This window comes from Roseateles sp. GW821-FHT09B06 (assembly GCF_059418245.1).
In genome coordinates this window covers 61,578-78,391 of record NZ_JBWKPM010000018.1, presented here as the reverse complement: position 1 = coordinate 78,391, position 16,814 = coordinate 61,578, and the positions used below count along the sequence as shown (strand labels likewise).

Here is a 16,814-nt window from a genome sequence, read left to right as displayed (position 1 = left end):
AAAAAAACACAAAATCCCGCACAATCAAGTCCATGAAAAGCAAAGAGGGGCAGACGCCCGCCATCCAGGTGCTGGAACGCAGCTTCGCGCTGCTGGACGTGCTGGCCAGCCATCAGGATCCCGTGTCGCTGAAACAGATCAGCGAAACCACCGGACTGCACCCCTCCACCGCTCACCGCATTCTCAACGACCTGGCGATCGGCCGGTTCGTCGACCGCCCGGAGGCCGGCAGCTACCGCCTGGGCATGCGTCTGCTGGAGCTGGGCAATCTGGTCAAGGCGCGGCTGGACGTGCGCGATGCCGCGCTGGCGCCGATGCGCGAACTGCACAAGTTCACCCACCAACCGGTCAATCTGTCGGTGCGCCAGGGCGACGAGATCGTCTATATCGAACGCACCTACAGCGAGCGCTCCGGCATGCAGGTGGTGCGCGCCGTCGGCGGTCGCGCGCCGCTGCACCTGACCTCGGTGGGCAAGCTCTTCCTGGCCAGCGACGACGCGCCGCGGGTGCGCGCCTATGCCACCCGCACGGGCCTGGCCGGCCACACCAAGAACAGCCTGACCGACATTGCCGCGCTGGAGCGCGAGATGGCCCTGGTGCGCCAGCGCGGGGTGGCGCGCGATGACGAGGAACTGGAACTGGGCGTTCGCTGCATGGCCGCCGGCATCTACGACGACCAGAGCAAGCTGGTGGCGGGCCTGTCGATCTCGGCACCGGCCGATCGGCTGGAGGAAAGCTGGCTGGTGCGACTCAAGGAGACCGCCGCGCAGATCTCGCTGGCGCTGGGCTACCGCGGCTGAGCCGGGCAGGCCCATGAAAAAGCGCCCCGCGGGGCGCTTTCTTCGTGATGCGAGGCCTCATCGGCCCCCTGGCGTTCAACCGGGCAGGTCGGGCGCCTTGGCGCTGATCGTCGGGTTGCTGCTGATCCATTTGCGCACGCGCTCGGCATCGCCCATGCGCGAATACTTGCCGGCCGAGTCCAGGAACACCAGGATCAGCTTGCGACCGGCCATCTGCGCCTGCATCACCAGGCAGCGGCCCGCTTCATTGATGAAACCGGTCTTCTGCAGGCCGATGTCCCAGGCACCGCTGCGCACCAGGCCATTGGTGCTGTGGAAGGCCACCTGGCGGCGCCCGAGGACCACCGAATGCTCCTTGGACGTGGACAGCTCGCGCAGCAGCGGGTATTCGTGCGCCACCTTCACCAGCGCGGCCAGATCCTTGGCGCTGCTCTGGTTGCGGCTGGACAGGCCGGTGGGCTCGACGTAATGGGTGTCCGTCATGCCCAGGGCCTGGGCCTTCTGGTTCATCGCCACGACAAAGGCGGACAGTCCGCCCGGATAGTGGCGGCCCAGCGCGTTGGCGGCACGGTTCTCGGAAGCCATCAGGGCCAGATGCATCATTTCGCCGCGGCTCAGCGTGCTGCCGATGGCCAGGCGCGAGCCCGTGCCCTTCTCGGTGTCCTTGTCTTCTTCCGAGATGGTCAGCATCTCGTCCATGGACTGGCCGGCCTCGACCACCACCAGGGCGGTCATCAGCTTGGTGATGGAGGCGATGGGCAGCACGGCCTGGGGATTCTTGGACAGCAGCACCTCGTTGGTGTCCTGGTCCATCACCAGGGCCACGCTGGACTTCAGGTCCAGCGGGTCCTCGGTCGCATGCAGGCCGTAGAGCTGGCCGAAGGATGGCTTGGCCGCCACGATGGGAGCGGCCGACAGCGCGGCCTTGCGCGGATAGCGCGCGGCCGGCTTGGCCTTGCGCATGGTCTTGCCGGATTGCGCCTTCTTGACCTGGAACTTGGATGAACCATTGGCCGTGGCCGCCTCGGCCTGCTGAATCGGCGCGAGAGCCCCGCCGATCAGGAGCGCGCCGCCCAAGACGGCACCCGAGCACAAGCTTACAAAAGTTTTCAATCCGGCCCCCAACTGCAATCTTCGCCAGTGTAGGTGAAAGGCAAAAGTCGGGCAAGATCAAAAACTTAAGCGAGCTTCCTCAAGTAGAGCCTCGCGCCAATTCCTGCCTAGCCTTGTGCCGCCACGCGCTCGATCTTGCTTTGCAGCTTGTTGAGCGCGCTCAAATATGCCTTGGCCGAAGCCACGACGATATCCGGATCGGCACCGACGCCGTTCACCACGCGGCCGGCATGCTGCAAGCGCACCGTGACCTCGCCCTGCGATTCTGTACTGCCGCTGGTGATCGCATTGACGGAGTAGAGCAGCATTTCCGCGCCACTTTGCACGGTCGACTCGATCGCGCGTAGGCTGGCGTCCACCGGACCATTGCCGTCGCTTTCGGCGCGGTGCTCCGTGTCGCCGGCGGCGAACACCACGCTGGCATGCGGCCGCTCGCCGGTTTCCGAGCGCTGCGACAGCGACAGCAGGCGGTAATGCTCATGCTCGGCCGTCACCGACTCGTCCATCACCAGGGCGATGATGTCCTCGTCGAAGATCTCGTTCTTGCGGTCGGCCAGGTCCTTGAAGCGCACGAAGGCGGCGTTCACCTCGGCCTCCGACTCCAGCGCGATGCCGAGTTCCTGCAGGCGCTGCTTGAAGGCGTTGCGGCCGCTCAGCTTGCCCAGCACGATCTTGTTGGCGCTCCAGCCCACGTCCTCGGCGCGCATGATCTCGTAGGTGTCGCGCGCCTTCAGCACGCCGTCCTGGTGGATGCCCGAGGCATGGGCGAAGGCATTGGCGCCGACCACCGCCTTGTTGGGCTGCACCACGAAGCCGGTGGTCTGACTCACCAGGCGCGAGGCCGCGACGATGTGCGAGGTATCGATGCCCAGGTCCAGCGCGAAGTAGTCGCGGCGCGTCTTGACCGCCATCACCACCTCCTCCAGCGAGCAGTTGCCGGCGCGCTCGCCCAGGCCGTTGATCGTGCACTCGATCTGGCGCGCGCCGCCGATCTTGACGCCGGCCAGCGAGTTCGCGACCGCCATGCCCAGATCGTTGTGGCAATGCACCGACCAGATCGCCTTGTCGGCATTGGGCACGCGCTCGCGCAGGGTCTTGATGAAATTGCCGTAGAGCTCGGGGATCGCATAGCCGACCGTGTCGGGGATGTTGATCGTGGTCGCGCCTTCGGCGATCACGGCCTCGACCACGCGCGCCAGGAACTCCGGATCCGAGCGGTAGCCATCCTCGGGCGAGAACTCCACGTCGTCGGTCAGGTTGCGGGCGAAGCGCACCGCCAGCCTGGCCTGTTCCAGCACCTGCTCGCGGGTCATGCGCAGCTTCTTCTCCATATGGAGCTCGCTGGTGGCGATGAAGGTGTGGATGCGCGAGCGCGCCGCCCCCTTCAGCGCCTCGGCGGCGCGCGCGATATCGCGGTCGTTGGCGCGCGCCAGCGAGCAGATCGTGCTGTCCTTGATGACGTCGGCGATCGCCTTGACGGCCTCGAAGTCGCCGTTGCTCGACGCGGCGAAGCCGGCCTCGATCACGTCGACGCGCAGGCGCTCCAGCTGACGCGCAATGCGCAGCTTCTCGTCCTTCGTCATCGAGGCGCCGGGCGATTGCTCGCCGTCGCGCAGGGTGGTATCGAAGATGATCAGCTTGTCGGCCATGGTCTTGTGCTCCTGTCGGTCATCGAATCTTAGGCGAGCGCGGCCCGCGGCTCGGCCTGCACCGACAGGCCCGCCACGCGGCTGAGCCCCGAGGCGATGGCCTTCAGCGAAGCCGAGACGATGTTGGTGTCTATGCCCACGCCATAGCGCGTCTCGCCCTCGGCGCCGCCGATGCGCAGTTCCAGGTAGGCCACGGCGCGCGCGTCGGCGCCGCTGCCGATCGAGTGCTCGTGATAGTCCAGCACGCGGATGCCGGCCCCCGTCTGCCGGGCCAGGCCGTTCACGAAGGCCTCGATCGGGCCGGTGCCCTCCCCCTCGACCCTGGCGTGCCGGCCGGCCACGCAGACCTCGGCCTGCAGGCGCACGCCATATTCGCCGCGGTCGGTGATCTGGGGATGCGCGACGCCGGCGCGCGCACCGTCGTCGATCGCGTACTCGCGCTGGAAGATCTGCCAGATATCGGCCGCGCTCAGCTCCCGCCCCTGGTCGTCCATGACCGCCTGCACCACCTGGCTGAACTCGATCTGCAGGCGGCGCGGCAGTTCCAGGCCGTACTCGCTCTCGAGCAGGTAGCTGATGCCGCCCTTGCCCGACTGGCTGTTGACGCGGATCACCGCGTCGTAGCTGCGCCCCAGATCCTTGGGGTCGATGGGCAGATAGGGCATGTCCCAGATCTGCCCGTCCTGGCGGGCCGCGAAGGCCTTCTTGATCGCGTCCTGGTGCGAGCCCGAAAAGGATGTGTAGACCAGATCGCCAACATAGGGGTGGCGCGGATGCACGGGCAATTGGGTGCAATGCTCGACGCAGCGACGCACCTCGTCGATGTCGGAGAAATCCAGCCCGGGATCCACGCCCTGGGTGTAGAGGTTCAGCGCGATGTTGACCAGGTCCACATTGCCGGTACGCTCGCCATTGCCGAACAGGCAGCCCTCGATGCGGTCGGCCCCCGCCATCAGGGCGAATTCGCCGGCCGCCGTGCCGGTGCCGCGGTCGTTGTGCGGGTGCACCGACAGCACGATGGACTCGCGCCTCTCGAGGTGGCGATGCATCCACTCGATCATGTCGGCAAAGATGTTGGGCGCCGAGTGCTCCACCGTCGAGGGCAGATTGATGATGCATTTGCGCTCGGGCAGCGGCTGCCAGACGGCCGTGACGGCGTCGACGACGCGCTTGGAAAAGGCCAGCTCGGTACCCGAGAACATCTCGGGCGAGTACTCGAAGCGCCAGTCGGTCTCGGGCCGCCTGGCGGCGCAGTCCTTGATCTGCTGGGCGTGGAGGGTGGCCAGCTCGACGATGCCGTCCTCATCCGCACCCAGCACCACCCGGCGCATGACGGGCGCGACCGCGTTGTAGAGATGGACGATCACGCGCTTGGCGCCGACGAGGGATTCGAAGGTTCGTTCGATCAGATGGGAGCGCGCCTGGGTCAGCACCTGGATCGTCACGTCATCGGGGATATGGCCGCCCTCGACGAGCATGCGCACGAAATCGAACTCGGTTTGCGAGGCCGAGGGAAAGCCGACTTCGATCTCCTTGAAGCCGATCTTCACCAGCATCTGGAACATGCGCAGCTTGCGGGCCACGTCCATGGGCTCGATCAGAGCCTGGTTGCCGTCGCGCAGATCGGTGCTGAGCCAGATCGGCGCCGCGCTCAGCCGGGCGTCGGGCCAGCGGCGCTCGGCCAGGGCCACCGGGGGAAAGGCACGGTATTTCTGATTCGCTTGCTTCAACATCGGAGTTCCAGTTGGGTGGGGTGGCAACCGGCAGACTCGAGAAAAGCAAACGGCCCGCTGCGGGTTGCATACGGGCCGTTGAAATCTGAACGCTTGGGGAGGGACGTGCGCGATCGATCAGCGAACCCGAGGTTCACCTAGTAGTAGCAGGGCGAGCGCGCGCGACGTCTTCATGGGGCAGGATAGTAGCATGGGCCCGCGTCAGTGATGCAGGCCTTTTTCGTCCGGCTCGTCGGTCGATGTGGCGATCACGCTGACCGGCTTGCCCTTCATGCGCTTGTAGGCGTAGACCCCGTAGCCGGAGACGCCGTAGACGCAGAACAGGCCGAACAGCACGGTGGGCGGATGGATGTTGATCAGCGCGATGCCCAGCGCGATCGCGACGATCACGATGAAGGGCACCGAACGCTTGAAGCTCACGTCCTTGAAGCTGTAGAACGGCGCATTGGTGACCATCGTCAGGCCGGCATAGAGCGTGAAGCCGAAGGCGGTCCAGGCCAGGGCCGGATCCTGGTGCACCTGCTTGTAGCCGGCGTCGTCCAGCACCCAGATCAGGCCGATCACCAGGGCCGCGGCCGCGGGGCTGGGCACGCCCTGGAAGAAGCGCTTGTCGACGACGGCCAGGTTGGTGTTGAAACGCGCCAGCCGCAGCGCGGCGCCGGCAATGTAGACGAAGGCGGCGAACCAGCCCCATTTGCCCAGCCCCTGCAGGGCCCAGGAATACATGATCAGGGCCGGCGCGGCGCCGAAGGACACCATGTCGGACAGGCTGTCCATCTGCTCGCCGAAGGTGCTCTGCGTATGGGTCATGCGCGCCACGCGGCCGTCCAGGCTGTCCAGCACCATCGCGGCAAAGATGCCGTAGGCCGACTGCTCGAAGCGGCCGCTGATCGCCATCACGATGGCATAGAAGCCGCTGAACAGCGCGGCCAGCGTGAAGAGGTTGGGCAGGATGTAGATGCCCTTGCGGCGCGGGCGCAGCGGCTCATGGACTTCGTCCTCGTCCAGCAGGTCCACGTTCTTGTTGTCGGATTCGGTCATGGGGCGGGAGGATACAACAGGGCCGGAATGGGAAAAGCCGCGGACGAGCCGCGGCTTCTCGACAGGCGGGGGGCCTGCTTTAGTTCTTGCTCTGGTCGACCAGACGGTTCTTCTTGATCCAGGGCATCATCGCGCGCAGCTTCTCGCCGACCTGCTCGATCTGGTGTTCCGAGGTCAGGCGGCGGCGGCTCAGCAGGGTCGGTGCGCCGGCCTTGTTCTCGAGGATGAAGCTCTTCGCGTACTCGCCGGTCTGGATGTCCTTCAGACACTGGCGCATTGCGTCCTTGGTGGCCTCGGTGACGACGCGCGGGCCGGTGACGTACTCGCCGTACTCGGCGTTGTTCGAGATCGAGTAGTTCATGTTGGCGATACCGCCTTCATAGATCAGGTCGACGATCAGCTTCAGCTCGTGCAGGCACTCGAAATAGGCCATCTCGGGCGCGTAGCCGGCTTCCACCAGGGTTTCGAAGCCCGCCTTGATCAGCTCGACGGTGCCGCCGCACAGCACGGCCTGCTCGCCGAACAGGTCGGTCTCGGTCTCCTCGCGGAAGTTGGTCTCGATGATGCCGGCCTTGCCGCCGCCGTTGGCCGCGGCGTAGCTCAGCGCCAGGTCGCGCGCCTTGCCGCTCTTGTCGGCGTAGACGGCGATCAGATGCGGCACGCCGCCACCCTGGGTGTAGGTGCCGCGCACCGTGTGGCCCGGGGCCTTGGGAGCGACCATCCAGACGTCCAGGTCGGCGCGCGGGGTCACCTGGCCGTAGTGCACGTTGAAGCCGTGGGCGAAGGCCAGCGAAGCGCCCTGCTTGATATTGGGCTCGACCTCGCGCTTGTACACGTCGGCGATCTGCTCGTCGGGCAGCAGGATCATCACGACGTCGGCGGCCTTCACGGCGTCGGCGATCTCGGCCACCTTCAGGCCGGCGTTCTCGGCCTTGGCCCAGGAAGCGCCGCCGCGGCGCAGACCGACGGTGACCTTGACGCCGCTGTCGTTCAGGTTCTGGGCATGGGCGTGGCCTTGTGAGCCATAGCCGATGATGGTGACGTTCTTGCCCTTGATCAGGCTGAGGTCGGCGTCCTTGTCATAAAAAACATTCATGTCGGTCTCCAGGGAAAAATCGGTACGGAAGAAAAAGGGAGGGGCGGGGTCAGACGCGCAGGATGCGCTCGCCGCGGCCGATGCCGCTGCTGCCGGTGCGCACGGTTTCCAGGATGGCCGTGCGGTCGATCGCACCGATGAAGGCGTCGAGCTTGCCGGCATCGCCGGTCAGTTCGATCGTGTAGGTCTTCTCGGTCACGTCGATGATGCGGCCGCGAAAGATGTCGGCGGTACGCTTCATTTCCTCGCGCTCCTTGCCGACCGCGCGCACCTTGATCAGCATCAGTTCGCGCTCGGTGTAGTTGCCTTCGGTCAGGTCGACGACCTTGACCACCTCGATCAACCGGTTCAGGTGCTTGGTGATCTGCTCGATCACCTCGTCGGAACCGGTGGTGACGATGGTCATGCGCGACAGCGACGGATCCTCCGTCGGCGCCACCGTCAGGCTCTCGATGTTGTAGCCGCGGGCCGAGAACAGCGCGACGACGCGCGACAGCGCGCCAGGCTCGTTCTCGATGAGCAGTGCAATGATGTGTTTCATGAGGGGTCTCGTCCTTCGCGCTCTTCAGACCGACGGCGGTAACCGACGGCCCTTGGCCACGCTGTTCGATTGACTGGAAAGAAAGGATGCCTCGGTGTTCCGGGCCGCCGAGCCGCTGGACCTGGCCTTCGACCCTGCGCGGTAACGCGGGACCTTGGCCGGGCTTCACGGCTCAGAGGTCTTCGGACCCCAGCAGCATCTCCGAAATGCCCTTGCCCGCCTGGACCATGGGCCAGACGTTCTCGGTCGGATCGGTGCGGATGTCGAGGAACACCGTGCGGTCCTTCAGGCGCATCGCCTCCTTCAGCGCGCCCTCGACATCGCCGGGCTTCTCGACCAGCAGGCCCACATGGCCATAGGCCTCGGCCAGCTTGACGAAGTCCGGCAGCGCTTCCATATAGCTGTGCGAGTAGCGCTTGCCATAGTCCAGTTCCTGCCACTGCCGCACCATGCCCAGGTAGCGGTTGTTCAGCGACACGATCTTCACCGGCGTGCGGTACTGCAGGCAGGTGGAGAGTTCCTGGATGCACATCTGGATCGAACCCTCGCCGGTGATGCAAAACACATCCGACTCCGGCTTGGCCAGCTTGATGCCCATCGCGTAGGGCAGGCCCACGCCCATCGTGCCCAGGCCGCCGGAATTGATCCAGCGGCGTGGCTCCTCGAAGCGGTAGAACTGCGCGGCCCACATCTGGTGCTGGCCGACATCCGAGGTGATGTAGGTGTCGCGGTCCTTGGTCAGGTTCCACAGGGTCTCGACCACCATCTGCGGCTTGATGACCTCGTTGGACGGCTTGTAGGCCAGGCACTCGCGGCGGCGCCACTCGTTGATCTGGCTCCACCAGGCGTTGATCGCGTTCGAGTCCGGCCGGCCTTGGGCTTCCTTGATCTGGTGGATCAGTTCCTGCAGCACGTCCTTGACATCGCCGACGATCGGGATGTCCACCCGCACCCGCTTGGAGATCGACGAGGGGTCGATGTCCACATGGATGATCTTGCGCTCCACCTGGGCGAAATGCTTGGGATTGCCGATCACCCGGTCGTCGAAGCGCGCGCCCACGGCCAGCAGCACATCGCAGTTCTGCATGGTCATGTTGGCTTCGTAGGTGCCATGCATGCCCAGCATGCCCAGGAACTTCGGGTCCGAGGCCGGCACCGCACCCAGACCCATCAGGGTGTTGGTGCAGGGATAGCCGAGCAGGTTGACCAGTTCGCGCAGCTCGGCCGAGGCCTCGCCCAGGATCACGCCGCCGCCCGTATAGATATAGGGGCGCCGGGCCTGCAGCAGCAGCTGCACCGCCTTGCGGATCTGGCCGCTGTGGCCCTTCTTCACCGGGTTGTAGCTGCGCATCTCCACATGCGTGGGGTAGCTGAACGCGGTCTTGTGCAGCGACACGTCCTTCGGGATATCCACCACCACCGGGCCGGGCCGGCCGGTACGGGCGATGTGGAAGGCCTTCTTCAGCGTCGTCGCCAGGTCGCGCACGTCCTTCACCAGGAAGTTGTGCTTGACGATGGGGCGGGTGATGCCCACGGTGTCGCATTCCTGGAAGGCATCCAGACCGATCGCCGGCGTGGGCACCTGTCCCGTGATGATCACCATCGGGATCGAGTCCATATAGGCCGTCGCGATGCCGGTCACGGCATTGGTGACCCCGGGGCCCGAGGTGACGAGCGCCACACCCACATCGCCGGTGGCGCGGGCATAGCCGTCGGCCGCATGGATGGCCGCCTGCTCGTGGCGCACCAGCACATGCTGGATCGAGTCCTGCTTGTACAGGGCGTCGTAGATGTACAGCACGGCACCGCCGGGATAGCCCCAGAGATGCTTGACACCTTCGGCCTGCAGGCAGCGAACCAGGATTTCAGAGCCGTTCAGCTCTGCGGAGGGGGGGGAGATTTGCGGTTGTGCCCTGCTTTCCAATGCAGCGGCACGCTTGACTTCCGCGCTAGACATGTCCATTTCGAACCTCTGTGAATTTCTCTAACGAAAAACCATCGGTGCTCCTTCTCGCGCCCTTGTGAGGCGGACTCGGAGCCTGCGCGGTCAAAAACGAGGCGCCCCGGTCGGGCGGCCAGCTTGAGACCCAAGTAGCTCTTTGTGCGAAGCAGCATTATGCACGCGATCAAGCCCCGCCGAGCGATCCGATCGGGATTGGCGGGTGAAATGCAATAATTCGCGCCGATTCCGCCAGCACCGGGCCCGCCCGCAGACTTTTGGCCACCGACAAAGAACTCAACGAATTCCTCCGCAGCGTCGAAAAACGAGCCTTCAAGCGCAGCGCCTATCTGGTGCGCGATGACGACGCGGCTTTGGACATCGTGCAGGACGCCATGATCCGGCTGGCCGAGAAATACTTCGACCGCCCGGCGGCCGAGTTGCCGCTGCTGTTCCAGCGCATCCTCTCGAACGCCACGATGGACTGGTTCCGGCGCCAAAAAGTGCGCAGGTCCGTGATGCAGAACCTGTCAGACTTCGACGGGGCGGACGGCGACGAGGATTTCGACCTGCTGGAATCCCTGGAAACGCGGGACGGTGCCCTGGGCGCGCTGAGCGCCGCCGACGAGGTGTCGCGGGCCCAGATCTTGCAAGCCATCGACAAGGAAGTCGCCGAGTTGCCCGCCCGTCAACGGGAAGCGTTTCTGCTGCGTTACTGGGAAGAATTGGATGTCGCAGAGACGGCATCCGTGATGGGCTGTTCGGAGGGCAGCGTGAAAACGCATTGCTCCCGGGCGGTTCATTCGCTTGCAAAATCTCTGAAGGCCAAGGGAATCACACTATGAACAAGCCTCAGCATCAGCACTCCGACCTGGACATGTCGCGCTTCGGCCTGCGCGTCGCTGCGGGCTTGACCGAACAGGGCGACGCCCTGGCGCCGGACATCAGCGAGCGCCTGCGCTTCGCGCGCGAGCAGGCCCTGCTGAAGGCCCGCGAGGCACGCGCCGCCCGCCCCCAGGCCGAAACCATCGCCACCGTGCTCCGCCAGGGCAATAGCCTGGCCCTGGGGGGACCGGATTCCGGCCGCGGTGGCCGCTGGCTCAAGCTGGCCTCGCTGCTGCCCCTGCTGCTGCTGGTCGGCGGCCTGCTGCTGATCCAGCACAGCCAGTGGTACCAGCAGATCACCGCGGCGGCCGAGGTCGATGCCGCCCTGCTGTCCGACAAGCTGCCGCCGGCCGCCTACGGCGACCCGGGCTTCTCCGAATACCTCAGCGATGACGAGCAGCCCCAAGAACCGCAACAGCCGCAAGAGTGACGGGCCGGCAGCATGACCCGAGCGGAACCCCCTCGTCTTTCCACCCGACCCAACGCCAAGCCCTCCGTTCTCGCCGTCTGGCTGGCCGCGTTGTGGCTGAGCCTGTGCGGCCCGGCCTCGGCGCAGATGCCGGGCGAGGGCGCCGCTTCTGCGGCGCCCTCGCCGGAAGCCCCGCCCACCGCGCCGCCGCCGGCCGCACCGCTCGTGGTGCCGGCGCCCGCCCCGGCAGCCATCCCGGCCCAGGCGCCCCCGGCGTCGACCGACTGGCAGGCGCTCAGCCCGGCGCACAAGCAGCTGCTGGCCCCCTTGGAGAAGGAGTGGAACGGCCTGGACCCGTCGCGTCGCGGCAAGTGGCTGGAGTTGGCGGCCCGCTATCCGCAGCTGCCCGAGGATGAGCAGCAGCGCGTGCACCAGCGCATGAGCGACTGGGCCAGGCTCAGCCCGGCCGAGCGCCAGCAGGCCCGGTTCACCTTCCAGGCCGCGCGCCAGTTGAAGGCCGACGAGCGCCAGGCCAAATGGGAGGCCTACCAGGCCCTGCCCGAGGAAAAGCGCCAGTTGCTGGCCGACAAGGCGGCGCAGAAGGCCAAACCGGCCGGCGTGCCCTCGCCCGACACGGCCAACAAGGCAAGTGCCAAGGCCGCACCGGCAGCCGTCAAGCCCGGCCTGGTGCTGCTGCGCCCCAAGCAGTCCGATCAACCGCTGGGCCCGACGGTGCTGCAAGCCAAGCCGGGCGCCACCACCGTCTTGATCAACCAGGGCCGGTTTGCCAGCTCCCAGGCGCGCCAGCCCACCGGCAACCCGAAACTGGCGCTGGACCTGAGCCGGCTGGACGCCAAGACCCTGCTGCCCAAGCCCGACGCCGCGCCGGTCCGGCAATAATCCCGCCCCATGAGCGATTTGTCCGGCGGCACGGCCGCCATCCCGGGCCTGGCCCGTCGTCTGGCCTGTTTCATCTATGAGGGCGTGCTGCTGTTCGGCGTGGTCTTCGTGGCCGGCTACCTCTACTCCACCCTGACCCAGCAGCGCCATGCGATGCAGGGCCAGCATGGGCTGCAGGCCTTTCTGTTCATCGTGCTGGGCATTTATTTCATCTGGTTCTGGTCGCATGGCGGCCAGACCGTGGCGATGAAGGCCTGGCATATCCGCGTGGTCGACGGCGAGGGTCGGTCCCTGAGCCAGGCGCGCGCGCTGGGGCGCTATCTGCTCGCCTGGCTGTGGTTCATGCCCGCCCTGCTGAGCGTCCATCTGCTGGGCCTGCAGCACAGCAGCGGCGCGATCTTCGGCAGCCTGAGCGCGGGCGTCATCGCCTATGCGGCACTGGCCCGGCTACATCCGCGCAGGCAGTTCCTGCACGACGCGCTGTGCGGCACCCAGCTGATCACGCAGACACCGGTCAAGCGATGAGCAACCCCCACAAGGGCCGCACGGGCCTGGACCGCATCCTGCGCGCGGCCGGCTATTCCTGGGCCGGGCTGCGCGCCGCCTACAGCGGCGAGAGCGCCTTCCGGCAGGAAATCTGGCTGCTGGTCGTGGCCACGCCCCTGGCCTTCTGGCTGGGGCGCGGCTGGGTGGAGGTGGCGCTGCTGATCGGCTCGCTGCTGCTGGTGCTGATCGTCGAGCTGCTCAACTCGGGCATCGAGGCCGCGATCGACCGAGTCGGCTTCGAGCTGCACGAGCTGTCGAAACGCGCCAAGGACCTGGCCAGCGCCGCCGTGATGCTGGCCCTGCTGCTGGCCGGCGGCGTCTGGGCCGCCGCCCTCTATCACCGCCTGATCGCGTGACTTTACACAGCGACGTCCGGAGACCCGGCTCCGCCGGGCTCGCGGACGTGCCCCCTTGAGGGGGCCGGCGAAGCCGGTAGGGGGTGGGCCTTAGACGGCTGCTTCGTCGGTCTCGCCCGTGCGGATGCGCACCACCTGCTCCACCGGCGTCACGAAGATCTTGCCGTCACCGATCTTGCCGGTCTTGGCGGCCTTCAGGATGGCATCGATACAACGGTCGACCTCGTCGTCCTTGACCACCACTTCCACCTTCACCTTGGGCAGGAAATCCACCACGTACTCGGCGCCGCGATAGAGCTCGGTATGGCCCTTCTGGCGGCCGAAGCCCTTGACCTCGGTGACGGTCAGGCCCGAGGCCCCCACCTCGGCCAGCGCCTCGCGGACTTCGTCCAGCTTGAAGGGCTTGATGATGGCGGTGATCTGCTTCATGACACGGGCTCCGGGGGATTGAACGATTGCCGTGATTTAAGCACGGAACCCCGCCTCATCCCCGCCTCATCAGTCAGGGATGCGCGCCAGATCGGCCAGCCACACGGCCGCCTCCGAATCGCTGGGCGCACGCCAGTCACCGCGGGGCGACAGCGAGCCGCCGCTGCCCACCTTGGGCGCGTTCGGCACGCAGCTGCGCTTGAACTGACTGCCCTTGAAGAAGCGCTGCACGAAGATGCCCAGCACGCGCTTGATCTCGGCCAGCGCGTACTCGTTGCGCTGCACATGGACTTCGTCCGGCCAGGCCCCCTGGCTGCGGTCGCCCCAGGCATGGCGGGCCAGGAAGGCGATCTTGGCCGGCGCATAGCCGTGGCGCAGGGTGTAGAACAGATTGAAGTCCTGCAGCTCATAGGGGCCGATCGTGGCCTCGGTGCTCTGCAAGGGCTTGTCGGCGGCGCCGGCCGGAATCAGCTCCGGGCTGATCTCGGTGTCCAGGATGTCCAGCAGCACCCGATGGTCCGCCGTGGCGCCGAGTTGTCCGGTCTCGGCCACCCAGCGCACCAGGTACTGGATCAGCGTCTTGGGCACGCTGGCATTGACGTTGTAGTGCGACATATGGTCGCCCACGCCATAGGTGCACCAGCCCAGGGCCAACTCGCTCAGGTCGCCGGTGCCCAGCACCAGCGCCGCCTGGTGGTTGGCCAGGCGGAACAGGTGGTTGGTGCGCTCGCCGGCCTGCACGTTCTCGAAGGTGATGTCGTAGACCGGTTGACCCTCGGCATAGGGATGGCCCAGGTCCTTCAGCATCTGGATGCAGCTGGGCCGGATGTCGATCTCGGCGGCCTGGCAGCCGATCGCGCGCATCAGGCGCCAGGCCTGGTCGCGGGTGCGCTCGCCGGTGGCGAAGCCGGGCATGGTGTAGGCCAGGATGTTCGTGCGCGGCAGCCTGAGCTGGTCCATCGCGCGCGCGGCCACCAGCAGAGCATGGGTGGAATCCAGCCCGCCGGACACGCCCACGACCAGCTTCTGGATGCCGCTGCTGGCGAGGCGCTGCACCAGCGCCTGCACCTGGATGTTGTAGACCTCGTGGCAGCGCTCGTCGCGCCGCGCGCGGTCGGCCGGCACATAGGGGAAGCGCTCGATGCGACGGCGCAGCGGCAAGGCGGCCTCGGCCGTCAGGCCCAGCTTGAAGCCGACGCTGCGGAAGCCCTTCAGCGTCTCGGCATGCACGCGCACCGAATGCCCGAAGCTGTTCTGCCGCATGCGCTCGCGCGCCAGGCGCTCCAGGTCCACATCGGCGCTCACCCACTGGGAGCGGCGCTCGAAGCGCGCCGATTCGGCCAGCAGCTCGCCGTTCTCGCAGATCAGCGCATGCCCGTCCCAGGCCAGGTCGGTGCTGGATTCGCCCGCCCCCGCCGAGGTGTAGGCATAGGCCGCCAGGCAGCGCGCCGACTGCTGGGCCACCAGCTGGCGGCGGTAGTTGGCCTTGCCGACGACCACATTCGAGGCCGACAGGTTCACCAGCACCGTGGCGCCGGCCAGCGCGGCAAAGGAGGACGGCGGGATCGGCGTCCAGACGTCCTCGCAGATCTCGGCATGGAAGCGCAAGAGCGGCAGGTCGCCCGCCGCGAACAGCAGGCGATTGCCGAAGGGCACGCGCTGGCCGAGCAGCTCGATCTCGTCGCCGACGGCCTCGTCGGCCGCATTGAACTGGCGCGCCTCGTAGAACTCGCCGTAGTTGGGCAGGTAGGTCTTGGGCACCACGCCCAGCAGACGGCCGCGCTGCAGCAGCACCGCGCAGTTGAACAGGCGCAGCTCGAAGCGCAGCGGCATGCCGACGATGGCCACCGTCGGCACGCCTTCCGAGGCCTTCAGCACGGCGGCCAGCGCGGCCTCGCAGCCGTCCAGCAGCGCGCGCTGGTGGAACAGGTCGTCGCAGCTGTAGCCGGACAGGCCCAACTCGGGAAAGGCCACCAGGGCCACCCCGTCGGCCGCGACCTCGGCCAGCAGCGCGGCGGTCTGCGCGCCGTTGAAGGCCGGGTCGGCCACGCGGCACTCGGGCGAGGCGACGGCGATGCGCGCGAAATCGTGGGTATAGAGATTGTCGAAGTGCATAGGCGAATCCTGCCATCAAAGCGCGGGGATTGCCCCTGCCCCTAAGATTTGTCCCACATGAGCGCCCATGACCTGACCTTGCGCGTCGACGACGACCCCGCCGCCCTGCCCCTCGAAGCCTGGAACGCGCTGCTGGCCGACGCCGCCCAGCCCACGCCCTTCATGCGGCTGGACTATCTGCAGGCCCTGCATGCCAGCGGCTCGGCCACGGCCGAAACCGGCTGGCAGCCGCAGTTCCTGAGCGTCTGGCAGGGCGGCGAGTTGCGGGCCGCCTGCCCGGCTTACCTGAAGGCGCATTCCTATGGCGAGTATGTGTTCGACTGGGCCTGGGCCGACGCCTACCGCCGCCATGGCCTCGCCTACTACCCCAAGCTGCTGGTGGCCGTGCCCTTCACGCCGGTGCCGGGCACGCGCCTGCTGGCGCGCGACGCAGAGGCCCGCGAGCTGCTGATGCGCGGCCTGCAGGCGCTGGCCGAGCGGCAGGGTCTGTCCTCGGCCCATCTGCTGTTCGGCGACGCGGCGGACTTCGCGGCGGCGCAGGGCCGGGGCTGGATGCAGCGCAGCGGCGTGCAGTTCCATTGGGCCAACCGCGAGGGCAGCCCCTACGCCGGCTTCGATGACTTCCTGGCCTCGCTGCAGCGCGAGAAGCGCAAGAAGATCCAGCAGGAGCAGCGCAAGGTGCGCGAGGCCGGGATCGTCTTCGAGGCCCTGGAAGGCCGGCAGATCGCGCCGGACGACTGGGACTTTTTCTACCACTGCTACCGCCTGACCTACCGTGCCCATCACAGCACGCCCTATCTGTCGCGCGAGTTCTTCCGGCACATGGCCGAACGGATGGCCGAGCATTGGCTGCTCTTCATCGCCCGCCGGGGCGCGGAGCCGAATGATGAGCGGGTAGCCGCCTCGCTGATCGCGCTGGACCCGCGGCAGGGCCGGGCCTACGGCCGCTACTGGGGCGCCACCGAGGCCATCTCCTGCCTGCACTTCGATGCCTGCTACTACCAGCCGCTGGCCTGGTGCATCGCCCAAGGCTACCGGAGCTTCGAGGGCGGCGCCCAGGGCGAGCACAAGATGGCGCGCGGCCTGCTGCCGGTGGCCACCGGTTCCAGCCACTGGCTGGCGCATCCGGACTTCAGCGACGCGGTGGCCGATTTCCTGGCGCGCGAGGGTCAGGTTATGCGCGGCTATATGGGCGAGCTGGAGGAGCACCAGCCCTTCAGACAGGCACAACAAAAAAGCACCCCGGAGGGCGCTTCCTGAGG

Annotated in this window: 16 protein-coding genes; 7 read left to right on the top strand and 9 right to left on the bottom strand. The window is 66.9% G+C overall.

Features of this window, described 5'->3' with window-relative positions; all coding sequences use genetic code 11:
* Positions 1-32: 32 nt before the first annotated feature.
* Positions 33-800 (top strand): IclR family transcriptional regulator, encoded by a 768-nt coding sequence (locus AC07OQ_RS16140; RefSeq protein ID WP_495054146.1) that lies wholly within the window; start codon positions 33-35, stop codon positions 798-800.
* A gap of 75 nt (positions 801-875) precedes the next feature.
* On the opposite strand, the gene pbpG is transcribed toward AC07OQ_RS16140, so the two are convergent.
* The 7 genes from pbpG to AC07OQ_RS16105 form a co-directional block, all read right to left on the bottom strand.
* A complete protein-coding gene (pbpG, locus tag AC07OQ_RS16135) occupies positions 876-1,763 on the bottom strand; it encodes a D-alanyl-D-alanine endopeptidase (RefSeq protein WP_495054163.1) in 888 nt (295 codons plus the stop codon).
* A 257-nt stretch (positions 1,764-2,020) separates the two neighbouring features.
* Positions 2,021-3,562, bottom strand: a complete 1,542-nt coding sequence (locus AC07OQ_RS16130) for a 2-isopropylmalate synthase (RefSeq protein ID WP_495054145.1) — start codon at positions 3,560-3,562, stop codon at positions 2,021-2,023.
* A 29-nt stretch (positions 3,563-3,591) separates the two neighbouring features.
* On the bottom strand, positions 3,592-5,295 hold the full coding sequence (leuA, locus tag AC07OQ_RS16125) for a 2-isopropylmalate synthase (RefSeq protein ID WP_495054144.1): 1,704 nt from the start codon (positions 5,293-5,295) through the stop codon (positions 3,592-3,594).
* Between the two features lie 201 nt (positions 5,296-5,496).
* Entirely contained in the window at positions 5,497-6,336 is an 840-nt protein-coding gene (pssA, locus tag AC07OQ_RS16120; RefSeq protein WP_495054143.1) for a CDP-diacylglycerol--serine O-phosphatidyltransferase, read from the bottom strand.
* Between the two features lie 79 nt (positions 6,337-6,415).
* The gene (ilvC, locus tag AC07OQ_RS16115; protein WP_495054142.1) at positions 6,416-7,432 is read right to left on the bottom strand and encodes a ketol-acid reductoisomerase; all 1,017 of its coding nucleotides are present in this window, start codon (positions 7,430-7,432) and stop codon (positions 6,416-6,418) included.
* A 49-nt stretch (positions 7,433-7,481) separates the two neighbouring features.
* The gene (gene ilvN / locus AC07OQ_RS16110) at positions 7,482-7,973 is read right to left on the bottom strand and encodes an acetolactate synthase small subunit (RefSeq protein ID WP_495054141.1); all 492 of its coding nucleotides are present in this window, start codon (positions 7,971-7,973) and stop codon (positions 7,482-7,484) included.
* Between the two features lie 172 nt (positions 7,974-8,145).
* Entirely contained in the window at positions 8,146-9,936 is a 1,791-nt protein-coding gene (locus AC07OQ_RS16105; RefSeq protein ID WP_495054140.1) for an acetolactate synthase 3 catalytic subunit, read from the bottom strand.
* A 254-nt stretch (positions 9,937-10,190) separates the two neighbouring features.
* On the opposite strand from AC07OQ_RS16105, the gene AC07OQ_RS16100 reads away from it, so the two are divergent.
* Genes AC07OQ_RS16100 through AC07OQ_RS16080 form a run of 5 tightly spaced genes read left to right on the top strand, consistent with a single transcriptional unit; the run spans position 10,191 to position 13,008 of the window.
* Positions 10,191-10,757, top strand: coding sequence for an RNA polymerase sigma factor (locus AC07OQ_RS16100; RefSeq protein WP_495054139.1), 567 nt, complete (start codon positions 10,191-10,193; stop codon positions 10,755-10,757).
* Positions 10,754-11,227 (top strand): DUF3619 family protein, encoded by a 474-nt coding sequence (locus tag AC07OQ_RS16095; protein ID WP_495054138.1) that lies wholly within the window; start codon positions 10,754-10,756, stop codon positions 11,225-11,227. The genes AC07OQ_RS16100 and AC07OQ_RS16095 overlap by 4 nt, the downstream gene beginning before the upstream one ends.
* Positions 11,228-11,239: 12 nt before the next feature.
* Positions 11,240-12,106: a DUF3106 domain-containing protein gene (locus AC07OQ_RS16090; protein WP_495054137.1), complete on the top strand. Its 867-nt coding sequence runs from the start codon at positions 11,240-11,242 to the stop codon at positions 12,104-12,106.
* Between the two features lie 9 nt (positions 12,107-12,115).
* Positions 12,116-12,631, top strand: coding sequence for an RDD family protein (locus tag AC07OQ_RS16085; protein WP_495054136.1), 516 nt, complete (start codon positions 12,116-12,118; stop codon positions 12,629-12,631).
* The gene (locus tag AC07OQ_RS16080; protein WP_495054135.1) at positions 12,628-13,008 is read left to right on the top strand and encodes a diacylglycerol kinase; all 381 of its coding nucleotides are present in this window, start codon (positions 12,628-12,630) and stop codon (positions 13,006-13,008) included. The genes AC07OQ_RS16085 and AC07OQ_RS16080 overlap by 4 nt, the downstream gene beginning before the upstream one ends.
* Before the next feature lie 90 nt (positions 13,009-13,098).
* On the opposite strand, the gene AC07OQ_RS16075 is transcribed toward AC07OQ_RS16080, so the two are convergent.
* Both AC07OQ_RS16075 and AC07OQ_RS16070 read right to left on the bottom strand, forming a co-directional pair.
* Entirely contained in the window at positions 13,099-13,437 is a 339-nt protein-coding gene (locus AC07OQ_RS16075) for a P-II family nitrogen regulator (protein WP_233369985.1), read from the bottom strand.
* Positions 13,438-13,506: 69 nt separating this feature from the next.
* Positions 13,507-15,552 carry an NAD(+) synthase gene (locus AC07OQ_RS16070; protein ID WP_495054134.1) on the bottom strand — a complete coding sequence of 682 codons (2,046 nt, stop codon included), beginning with the start codon at positions 15,550-15,552 and terminating at the stop codon, positions 13,507-13,509.
* A gap of 57 nt (positions 15,553-15,609) precedes the next feature.
* On the opposite strand from AC07OQ_RS16070, the gene AC07OQ_RS16065 reads away from it, so the two are divergent.
* Positions 15,610-16,812 carry a GNAT family N-acetyltransferase gene (locus AC07OQ_RS16065; protein ID WP_495054133.1) on the top strand — a complete coding sequence of 401 codons (1,203 nt, stop codon included), beginning with the start codon at positions 15,610-15,612 and terminating at the stop codon, positions 16,810-16,812.
* Positions 16,813-16,814: the final 2 nt, after the last annotated feature.